Source organism: Pseudomonas tehranensis (genome assembly GCF_014268615.1).
GTDB classification, from domain to species: domain Bacteria; phylum Pseudomonadota; class Gammaproteobacteria; order Pseudomonadales; family Pseudomonadaceae; genus Aquipseudomonas; species Aquipseudomonas tehranensis.
Genome location: NZ_JABWQV010000189.1, coordinates 1 through 9,609 on the forward strand (window position 1 = coordinate 1; position 9,609 = coordinate 9,609).

Below are 9,609 nucleotides of genomic sequence, written 5' to 3' on the forward strand. Positions count from 1 at the left end.
GTGGGAGCGAGCCTGCTCGCGATGGCGTCAATGAAGACGCCGCATTACTTGTCCTGAAACTCCGCCGCGCGCTTAGCCACGAACGCCGCCATGCCTTCCTTCTGATCGTGCGTGGCAAATGCCGCATGGAAGACCCGGCGCTCGAAACGCACACCTTCGGACAGGCTGACTTCAAAGGCGCGGTTGACACTCTCCTTGACCATCATGCTGATGGGCACTGACTTGGAGGCAATCAGAGCGGCGGTTTTCAGCGCGTCGTCGAGCAACTCATCGGCCGGCACGATGCGCGCGACGATACCGCAACGCTCGGCTTCCACTGCATCGATAAAACGGCCGGTCAGGCACATTTCCATGGCCTTGGCCTTGCCCACTGCGCGAGTCAGGCGCTGGGTGCCACCCATGCCCGGTAGCACCCCAAGGTTGATTTCCGGCTGGCCGAACTTGGCATTGTCACCTGCCAGGATAAAATCGCACATCAACGCCAGTTCGCAACCACCGCCCAAGGCAAACCCGTTCACCGCCGCGATGATCGGCTTGCGCCGGTTGGCCACTCGGTCGCTGTCGCTGAACAGGTCATCTAGGTAAATCTGCGGATAGGTCAGCTCTGCCATCTCTTTGATGTCGGCACCGGCGGCAAAGGCTTTTTTCGAGCCAGTCAGCACGATGCAACCAATCTTCGGATCAGCCTCCAGCGTATCCAGCGCCTGGTTCAGCTCGCTGACGATCTGCGCGTTCAAGGCGTTCAACGCCTGGGGACGGTTGAGGGTGATCAGGCCAACGCGGTCCTTGATCTCCAATAAAATCGTTTCGTAGCTCATGCAGGACTCCTGTTAAGCATTTGTATATTTATCGATCCCCCGTAGGAGCTGCCGAAGGCTGCGATCTTTTAAAAGACCAGAATCAAAAGATCGCAGTCTTGGGCAGCGCCTACGAAAGCGCTGTTCAAAGATTGCGCGAAATGACCATGCGCTGAATGTCGCTGGTGCCTTCGTAGATCTGGCAGACCCGCACGTCGCGGTAGATGCGCTCCAGCGGGAAGTCGTTGAGGTAACCGTAACCGCCCAGGGTTTGCAACGCCATGGAGCAGACTTTTTCGGCCATTTCCGAGGCGAACAGCTTGGCCATGGACGCTTGCACCAACGCCGGCTGGCCGTTGTCGCGTAAAGCAGCGGCGTAATGCACCATTTGCCGCGCCACGGCGATCTGGGTGGCCATGTCCGCCAGGCGGAACGCCACGGCCTGGTGCTCGATGATCGGTTTGCCGAAACTTTGCCGCTCGCGAGCATAGTCGCGGGCCGCTTCGAACGCCGCGCGGGCCATGCCCACGGACTGCGCCGCAATGCCGACCCGCCCGCCTTCCAGATTTGCCAAAGCGATCTTGTAACCCTCGCCCTCCTCTCCCAAGCGGTTGCCCACCGGAACACGCACATCCTCGAACAGGATCTGGCAGGTGTCGGAAGCGTGCTGACCAAGCTTGTCTTCGACCCGCGCCACGCTGTAGCCCGGCGAATCGGTGGGCACGATGAACGCACTGATGCCACGCTTGCCGGCGCTCGGATCGGTCACCGCAAACACAATCACCACCCCGGCGTTCTGCCCGGAGGTGATGAACTGCTTGCAGCCATTGAGTACGTAGTGGTCGCCATTGAGCTTGGCGCGGGTCTTCAGACCGCTGGCGTCGGAACCGGCCTGGGGCTCGGTCAAGGCAAAGGCGCCCAGCATCGCGCCGCTGGCCAGCGGCTTGAGGAAACGTTCTTTCTGCTCGTCGTTGCCATACTTGAGAATCGGCACACAGCCCACCGAATTGTGCACGCTCATGATCGTCGAGCACGCACCGTCGCCGGCGGCGATTTCTTCCAGGGTCATGGCGTAGGCCAGGTAACCGGTGTCGCAACCGCCCCACTGTTCCGGCACGAGCATGCCGAAGAAACCCAGCTCGGCCATCTCGCCGATGGCTTCTTTCGGGAAGCGGTGCTCACGGTCCCACTCGGCGGCGAACGGTTTCAAGCGTTCCTGGGCGAAGTCTCGGGCCATGTCGCTGATTTGCGTCTGTTCTTCAGTCGGGAGCATGTCGATTCCTTAATACAGGCATTCAACGGCCATGGCCGTGGCTTCGCCGCCACCGATGCAGATGGCCGCGACGCCCCGCTTGAGGCCTTTCTGGCGCAGGGTCGAAAGCAGCGTCACCAGGATCCGCGCGCCCGACGCACCGATGGGGTGGCCCAACGCGCAGGCGCCGCCATGGACGTTGACCTTGTCATGGGGGATCTCCAGCGCGCCCATGGTCGCCAACGCTACTACCGCGAAAGCCTCGTTGATTTCAAACAGCTCCACGTCGTCGAGCGACCAACCGGTTTTGTCCATCAGTTTCTTCACCGCGCCGATGGGGGCGGTGGGGAACAGGCTCGGGGTGTCGGCAAACGCGGCGTGGCCGTGAATCACCGCCAACGGCTTCAAACCTCGCTCCCGGGCCTGGCTCTGGCGCATCAGGACCAGGGCTGCGGCACCGTCAGAGATGGAACTGGCATTGGCTGCGGTAACCGTTCCGCCCTCGCGGAACGCCGGTTTGAGCGAGGTGATCTTGTCCAGGCGGGCCTTGGGCGGCTGCTCATCGTGGCGCACCGTGACCTGTTCCTTGCCAACCATGACCTGCAACGGCACGATCTCGGCGTCGAAACTGCCGTCCTTGATCGCCTGTTGGGCGCGGGTGGTGGAGGCGATGGCGAAGTCATCCTGGGCTTGGCGACTGAAACCGTTGGCTTCAGCGCAATCTTCGGCAAAGGTGCCCATCAGGCGGCCCTTGTCGTAGGCATCTTCCAGGCCATCGAGGAACATATGGTCGAGCACCTTGCCGTGGCCCATGCGCAAACCGCTGCGGGCGCGGTCGAGCAGATATGGCGCGTTGGACATGCTTTCCATGCCGCCAGCCACGATCACCTCGGCGCTGCCGGCGATCAGCATGTCATGGGCGAGAATTGCCGCTTCCATGCCCGAACCACACATCTTGTTGAGCGTGGTGCAGCGGGTCGACTTGTCGAGCCCAGCCCCCAGCGCGGCCTGGCGCGCCGGGGCCTGGCCCTGGCCTGCCGCGAGCACACAGCCAAACAGCACTTCTTCCACCGCATCAGGCGCAATACCGGCCCGCTCCACGGCTGCTTTAATGGCAGCGGCGCCCAGTTGCGGCGCGCTGAGGCTTTTCAGTTCACCTTGAAAGCCGCCCATGGGGGTGCGGACGGCGCTGACGATAACAATCGGATCATGGGACATGACAGTTGCTCCTACTTGGCAGCCATACGCAAGGCGCCGTCAAGACGGATCACCTCACCGTTGAGCATGGTGTTTTCAATGATATGCCTGACCAGCGCCGCGTACTCGGCCGGTTTGCCCAGGCGCGGTGGAAACGGCACGCCGGCGGCCAGGGAGTCGCGTACTTCGGGTGTCATGCCGGCCATCATCGGGGTTTCGAAAATACCCGGGGCGATGGTCATCACACGGATGCCGAAGCGCGCCAGTTCCCGGGCGGCCGGCAGGGTCAGGCTGGCGATGGCGCCTTTGGAGGCCGCGTAGGCAGCCTGGCCGATCTGGCCGTCGAAGGCCGCCACCGAAGCGGTGTTGATGATCACGCCACGCTCACCGTCGGCCTCGGCCTCGGTTTCACTGATGGCGGCGGCGGCCAGGCGCAGCAGATTGAAGCTGCCGATCAGGTTGACGTTGATCACCTGGCTGAAGCTGGCCAGCGCGTGCGGGCCGTTCTTGCCGAGGATCTTTTCGCCGCGCACGATGCCGGCGCAGTTCACCAGGCCGTTGAGGCCGCCGAACGCATCCACGGTGGCCTTGACCGCCGCAGCCGCAGCCGCCTCGTCACTGATATCCGCCACCACGCTTTGGCATCCAAGCTTTTGCGCCTGGGCAGCCACGGCTTCGGCATTGAGATCCACCAGCATCACCTTGGCGCCGGCCTTGACCAGCATCTCGCCGGTGGCCGCGCCGAGGCCGGACGCGCCACCGCTGACGAGGAAAATCTTGTTGTCGATCTGCATCATGGTTTCCTTGGATTCAAGCTGAAACGTTATGCGCCGCGGCTTCTTGGGCCTTGGCGACTTCCTGATTGCGCAAGATAAAGCGCTGCAATTTGCCGCTTGGGGTTTTCGGCAAATCACTGACAAATTCGATTTCACGGGGATAGGCATGAGCGGCGAGGCGCTTACGCACGTGCTGGCGCAGCTCTTCGGCCAGCTCCGGCGCGGCGCGGTATTGGGCGCCGAGCACCACGAAGGCTTTCACCAGTTCGGTGCGCTCGGGATCGGGCTTGCCGACCACCGCAGCCTCGACCACGGCCGGGTGTTCGATCAGTGCGCTTTCCACGTCGAACGGGCCGACGCGATAGCCGGAAGTGGTGATCACGTCGTCGCTGCGGCCGACGAAGCTGATACTGCCATCGGGGTTGAACTCAACGGTGTCGCCGCTCAGGTAATAATCGCCGACGAAAGCCTTGGTGGGCCCGCCCTCATAACCGGCGAACCAGCACATCGGTGACTGGCTGCGGTCGACGGCGAGAATACCCGGCTGGCCCACGCCCAATTCACGGTTATTTTCATCCAGCACCACGATCCGGTGGCCCGGCGAGGCAAAACCGGCCGCGCCCATGTGCACCGGATGCTCCAGCCCGTGGTGATTGCACAGCACCATGCCCAGTTCGGTCTGGCCGTAGTGATCGTGGATCACCACGTTCAGGTTGTCGGCAAACCAGCGGATGACCTCCGGGTTCAGCGGCTCGCCGGCGCTGCTGACCACGCGCAGCGTGCCCTTGATCGAGCGGGCGAACTGCTCGCCCCCGGCGATCAGCAAACGATAGGCGGTGGGCGAACCGGCGAGGTTGGTGATGCCGTACTTGTTGATGACTCGGCAAGTGCTTTCCAGGGTGAACGGCCCATCGTAGAACGTGATGGGATGCCCCATTGCCAGAGGTCCGGTCACACCGAAGTAGATGCCGTAGGCCCAGCCCGGGTCAGCGACGTTCCAGAAGGCGTCTTCGGGACGCAGGTCCACGGCGTCACGCATGTAGTTCTGGAATGCGACGATGGCCTTGAGCGGCACCGACAGCGCCTTGGCCGGCCCGGTGGTGCCGGAGGTGAACATCAGCAGGAACGGGTCTTCGCCACTGAGCATCACCGGTTCGCAGTGGTTTGCATGGTTCGCCACTTCTGCCCAGAAACTGTAATCGCCGCGGACGATGCCTTGGCCTTTTGCGCCGCCGACGGTGACCACTGTGGGGCAATCGGCAACATCGTTGAGTTTGGGACGATTGACCGCGTCGGTGACCACAACACGCGCGCCTGAGCTGCCCAGGCGATGTTCGATGGCCTTGGGGCCGAATGCAGTGAACAGCGGCTGATACACCGCGCCGATGCGCCAGGTGGCGAGTACCACGATCAGCAGTTCAGCGGTGCGCGGCAGCAGGCCGGCTACCTTGTCACCCTTGCCCACGCCTTGGGCCAGGAGGAAATTGGCAAAACGCGCGGCGTTATCCTGCAGGTCACGGTAAGTCCAGGTCGCATCGCTGCCGTCACGGCCCTCCCAGAACAAGGCAATGCGCCCTGGCAACGCATGCCGGTCGCAACACTCGACACAGGCGTTCAGCGCCTCGAGCGAGCCGTGCAGTGCGGTGTTGACGGTGTGCAGGTAATCGAACTGTGACGTGGCGGACGAGTAATCGCGCATGACCAGAATCCCTCTGTACTTTTTATTGGTTGGGGGAACCGTAAACAGCAGGGAAATACTCGCGCCGAAGGGCTTGGGCGGCAATGGTCAAAGCTATCAAGTTGCTTGACTGGTTTGGCCATGGTTGGGTGATCTGGAGTCTGAGAGGCTCGCTCCCACCGGGGCAATGCGACCCCTATGTGGGAACAAGGCTTGCCCGCGATAGCGTCAACTCAGCCAACCCACATGCCGGATCAGCCAGGATCGTTGAGGATCAGGCTGCGATAATGCCCCGGATTGGACCCGGACCACTTGCGAAACGCCTTGTAAAAAGAACTGGCATCGGCAAACCCCAGGCGCGCGGCGATTTCCACGAAGCTGATGGAAGGTTCGGCTAGCCAGTTGATGGCCAACTCCTTGCGCACACTGTCCTTGAGCCCTTGATACGTCTGGCCCTCCTCCGCCAAGCGGCGGCGCAGGGTCGAGGCCGAAACGCACAACTGCTGGGCCAGAGCCTCGGTCTCCGGCCACTGCTCGGGCGGTAACTGGCGCAGGTCGTGCCGGATGCGGCTGGCGAGGCTTTGCGGGTCGCGATACTTGACCAGGATGTTGGCCGGTGCCTGGGCCAGAAAGCGGTGGAGTTCCTCGGTGCTGCGTCGGATGGGCAGGTCCAGGCATTCGGCGGCGAAGATCATCCGGGTGCGGGGCCGGTCAAAGCGCAGGTTTCGCGAGAACATCACACGATAGTCGTCGCAGAAATCCGGTTCCGGGCAACGCAACTCAATGGAAAGAATCGGAATACGCCGCCCGGCCAGCCAACAGGCCACGCCATGAACAATCATCCAGTAGGTGAAATAGGTGAAGGCCCGGCGCGGGTCCTGATCGTCCTCCAGCAGGACGATCTCCGCCAGGCTCTGCTGGCGGCTCCACTGGGCCGGCAACTGTTCGAACATCAGCGAGAGGAACCCAAGCCCCGCGGTCAACCCGCCCGCCAACGTCGGCTGGGCCATGGCGCATTGGCAAAGAAAGGCCAGGCTGCCCGACTTGAGTTTGCGCCCATCCATGCCGAAAAACTCGTCATCCAGTCGCCTGGCCAGCAAACGCCAGAGCCGCGCATAGGCGTGGGCCGGGACCCTCGCCTGGGGGCTATCGAGCAATCCTGGGTCGATACCGACCTTGCTCAGCACTTCATCGGTGGCCGGCCCAGGGGCGCAGCTTTGCAGCAGCGCCTCACGCACCAACTGGATGGAGATGGTGTCTTTTTCCGACATGGCACGGGCTTTCACAGGATCCGGTAAAGCAGCCGCTCTATCCGCACCCGGCTGACCCGTTTCAGAAACCTGGCGACTGCGGCGGGATAGTCCGGCAGGGTTTCCAGGTCCAGATATCGATCGATGCGCCGGGTGTGCTGGTAAATCTGCTCAAGCTCGGCCTGGCGTGGCCCCAGTAGCTCGCCCTTGGGGTCATCCAGCAACAACGCGTTTTCCAGGTCCAGGCGAAACGCTCGCGGGTTGAGGTTATTGCCGGTCAACAACGTATAGCGCTCGTCGATCCACATGCCCTTGAGGTGATAGGTGTTGTCGCCGTCACGCCACAGGTGCAGGTTCAACTGGCCGCTGTCGATGTAGCGCTGATGGCGCTTGGCGAAGCGTCGCAGGCTGATTTCGTAGAGATAGGGCAGCGCGGCGATGATCTTGAACGGCTCGCTGGGTGGCATGTAGAAGTCATTGGCGGTTTTGTCGCCGACGATAATGTCGATCTTGACCCCGCGAGCCAGCGCGCGATTGATCTCCCGGGTCACCCCCAGGGGCAGATTGAAATACGGCGTGCAGATGGTCAGTTGCCGGCGGCTGCTGGCAATCAATTCACCGATCACCCGGCTCAACGGATTGTTCTTGCCCACGCCCAGCAACGGGCTCACCGACAGGCCGCTCCTGTCGAGGCTGCCGGCCTGCGTGTCATACGCTGCGTACTTGAGCCGGCTGCGCAGATCGCCGATGTCCTTGCGCAGGCTGCGAGTGCTGGGCAGGTTCGGCAAATCCAGACGATGCACAGCGCTGGAAGCAATCAAACCATGCTGTATCAGGTGCTGCATCGAATCGGCCAGCGCCTCATTTCGCAACAGGTGGTAGCGGTCGTAGCGGTATTTGTCGAACTTGTGCAGGTAGACGTTATTGAGGCTGGCGCCGCTGTAAAGCACACAGTCGTCGATCACGAAACCTTTGAGGTGCAGCACGCCGAACAACTCGCGGGTCTGCACCGGCACACCGTAGATCGGCACTTCGCTGGCGTGAGTGCGGGTCTGCTCCTGATACCACGCCGAATTGCCCGGCTGCTTCTTGGCACCAATCAGCCCGCGCTGGGCTCGCAGCCAGTCCACCACCACGACCACGTCCAGTTCAGGACGCTTGGCCTTGGCGGCGTGCAAGGCATCGAGGATTTCCTGCCCGGCCTCGTCCTCTTGCAGGTACAGGGCGACGATGTAGATGCGCTGGGTGGCCTGGGCGATTTTCTCCAGCAGGCAACGGCGGAACTGGGCTGCGCCATCGAGGATGGTCACGGCATCGGCGGTCAGTGCAAAGCTGCGTAGCTTAGGCAGCAAGGGGCGTTTGAAAAGCGACGGCATAGGGCTCGCAAAAGGTCGAATCCGAAGAATGGTTGAGCTTACACCATCGATGGGTTCGGGTCTTCAGGGCGTCATGAAAAAACAATTTGACCAAGGAGAACGATCGTTCTACTCTTGGCGCCATGAACGAAATCAATAGCAATGAGACCCGAGACATTATTCTCGATGTCGCCGAAAAGTTGATCTATAAAAGTGGCATCGCGGCCACCGGCATGGACCTGCTGGTGAAAACCGCCGGCGTCTCCAGGAAAAGTATCTATCGCTACTTTACCAATAAGGACGATCTGATCGTGGCCGCCCTCCAGCGGCGTGACGAGCGCTGGATGCACTGGTTCAGCAGTGAGGTCGACAAGGCCCCTACTCCGCACGCTCGGCTGCTCAACCTGTTTACCGTGCTCAAAGCCTGGTTCGACAGCGAAGGCTTCCGCGGCTGTGCATTCATCAACACCAGTGGCGAAACCGGCGACCCACAGAACCCGGTCCGCCAGGTCGCCAAACTGCATAAACAGAAGTTGCTCGATTATGTAACCCGGCTATGCACAGAACAAGGCGTCGAGCGCCCGGACGCCTTGGCCCGACAGTTACTGATCCTGATCGATGGCGCCATTACCGTCGCACTGGTCATGGGCGATCACAGCGCCGCCGACCAGGCCCAAAACATACTCACGTCTTTATTGGCCGACACTGAATAACCTGTTTCCTGTAAACCGCTGTGCCACTTGCTCAATCACTCACTGGAGATCTGCCATGTCATCCACTGCTGAAGTTCGTCCGCCGCTGCCGCCGTTCACCCGTGAATCGGCCATTGAAAAAGTCCGCCTGGCCGAAGACGGCTGGAACTCCCGCGACCCGCAACGGGTGTCCCTGGCCTATACGCTGGACACTCAATGGCGCAACCGTGCCGAATTCGCCCATAGCCGCGAAGAGGCCAAGGCATTTTTGACCCGCAAATGGGCCAAGGAACTGGACTACCGGCTGATCAAGGAACTGTGGGCCTTCACCGGCAACCGTATCGCCGTGCGCTACGCCTACGAATGGCACGACGATTCGGGCAACTGGTTCCGTTCCTACGGCAATGAAAACTGGGAGTTTGACGAGCAAGGGTTGATGTCCAACCGCTACGCCTGCATCAACGACATGCCGATCAAGGAAAGCGAACGCAAATTCCATTGGCCGCTGGGGCGCCGGCCGGATGATCATCCGGGGCTGTCTGACCTGGGGCTGTAAGCCCACAGCATTTGTATAGGCAACAGAAACCTTGTGGGAGCGGGCTTGCTCGCGAA

The 9,609-nt window shown here is 61.6% G+C and carries 9 protein-coding genes; 2 read left to right on the plus strand and 7 right to left on the minus strand.

The annotated features are described in order from the left end of the window. Positions 1 to 44: 44 nt before the first annotated feature. From HU811_RS20675 to pssA, 7 genes are all read right to left on the minus strand, one after another. Positions 45 to 818 (minus strand): enoyl-CoA hydratase, encoded by a 774-nt coding sequence (locus HU811_RS20675; protein WP_092398359.1) that lies wholly within the window; start codon positions 816 to 818, stop codon positions 45 to 47. 124 nt (positions 819 to 942) lie between these two features. After that, a complete protein-coding gene (locus tag HU811_RS20680) occupies positions 943 to 2,070 on the minus strand; it encodes an acyl-CoA dehydrogenase (protein ID WP_092398361.1) in 1,128 nt (375 codons plus the stop codon). A gap of 9 nt (positions 2,071 to 2,079) precedes the next feature. After that, positions 2,080 to 3,267 carry an acetyl-CoA C-acyltransferase gene (locus tag HU811_RS20685; RefSeq protein ID WP_186657840.1) on the minus strand — a complete coding sequence of 396 codons (1,188 nt, stop codon included), beginning with the start codon at positions 3,265 to 3,267 and terminating at the stop codon, positions 2,080 to 2,082. An 11-nt stretch (positions 3,268 to 3,278) separates the two neighbouring features. Beyond that, entirely contained in the window at positions 3,279 to 4,040 is a 762-nt protein-coding gene (locus HU811_RS20690; RefSeq protein ID WP_186657842.1) for an SDR family NAD(P)-dependent oxidoreductase, read from the minus strand. Between the two features lie 16 nt (positions 4,041 to 4,056). Beyond that, on the minus strand, positions 4,057 to 5,721 hold the full coding sequence (locus HU811_RS20695) for an AMP-binding protein (protein WP_186657844.1): 1,665 nt from the start codon (positions 5,719 to 5,721) through the stop codon (positions 4,057 to 4,059). A gap of 233 nt (positions 5,722 to 5,954) precedes the next feature. Continuing rightward, positions 5,955 to 6,971 (minus strand): AraC family transcriptional regulator, encoded by a 1,017-nt coding sequence (locus HU811_RS20700; RefSeq protein ID WP_186657846.1) that lies wholly within the window; start codon positions 6,969 to 6,971, stop codon positions 5,955 to 5,957. A gap of 11 nt (positions 6,972 to 6,982) precedes the next feature. Further along, complete coding sequence (gene pssA, locus HU811_RS20705; protein WP_092398369.1) at positions 6,983 to 8,326, minus strand: CDP-diacylglycerol--serine O-phosphatidyltransferase; 1,344 nt, start codon at positions 8,324 to 8,326, stop codon at positions 6,983 to 6,985. A 122-nt stretch (positions 8,327 to 8,448) separates the two neighbouring features. Here pssA and HU811_RS20710 point away from each other — a divergent pair, with 122 nt between their 5' ends. Next, positions 8,449 to 9,018 (plus strand): TetR/AcrR family transcriptional regulator, encoded by a 570-nt coding sequence (locus HU811_RS20710; RefSeq protein WP_186657848.1) that lies wholly within the window; start codon positions 8,449 to 8,451, stop codon positions 9,016 to 9,018. A 55-nt stretch (positions 9,019 to 9,073) separates the two neighbouring features. Further along, the gene (locus HU811_RS20715) at positions 9,074 to 9,553 is read left to right on the plus strand and encodes a nuclear transport factor 2 family protein (RefSeq protein WP_092398373.1); all 480 of its coding nucleotides are present in this window, start codon (positions 9,074 to 9,076) and stop codon (positions 9,551 to 9,553) included. The last annotated feature ends 56 nt before the right edge of the window (positions 9,554 to 9,609 follow it).

Excerpts from the sequence above, each read along its gene's own strand:
- HU811_RS20675 (WP_092398359.1), bottom strand. The coding sequence starts at position 818 with ATGAGCTACGAAACGATTTTATTGGAGATCAAGGACCGCGTTGGCCTG.
- HU811_RS20685 (WP_186657840.1), bottom strand. The coding sequence starts at position 3,267 with ATGTCCCATGATCCGATTGTTATCGTCAGCGCCGTCCGCACCCCCATG.
- pssA (WP_092398369.1), bottom strand. The coding sequence starts at position 8,326 with ATGCCGTCGCTTTTCAAACGCCCCTTGCTGCCTAAGCTACGCAGCTTT.
- HU811_RS20690 (WP_186657842.1), bottom strand. The coding sequence starts at position 4,040 with ATGCAGATCGACAACAAGATTTTCCTCGTCAGCGGTGGCGCGTCCGGC.
- HU811_RS20700 (WP_186657846.1), bottom strand. The coding sequence starts at position 6,971 with ATGTCGGAAAAAGACACCATCTCCATCCAGTTGGTGCGTGAGGCGCTG.
- HU811_RS20715 (WP_092398373.1), top strand. The coding sequence starts at position 9,074 with ATGTCATCCACTGCTGAAGTTCGTCCGCCGCTGCCGCCGTTCACCCGT.
- HU811_RS20680 (WP_092398361.1), bottom strand. The coding sequence starts at position 2,070 with ATGCTCCCGACTGAAGAACAGACGCAAATCAGCGACATGGCCCGAGAC.
- HU811_RS20695 (WP_186657844.1), bottom strand. The coding sequence starts at position 5,721 with ATGCGCGATTACTCGTCCGCCACGTCACAGTTCGATTACCTGCACACC.
- HU811_RS20710 (WP_186657848.1), top strand. The coding sequence starts at position 8,449 with ATGAACGAAATCAATAGCAATGAGACCCGAGACATTATTCTCGATGTC.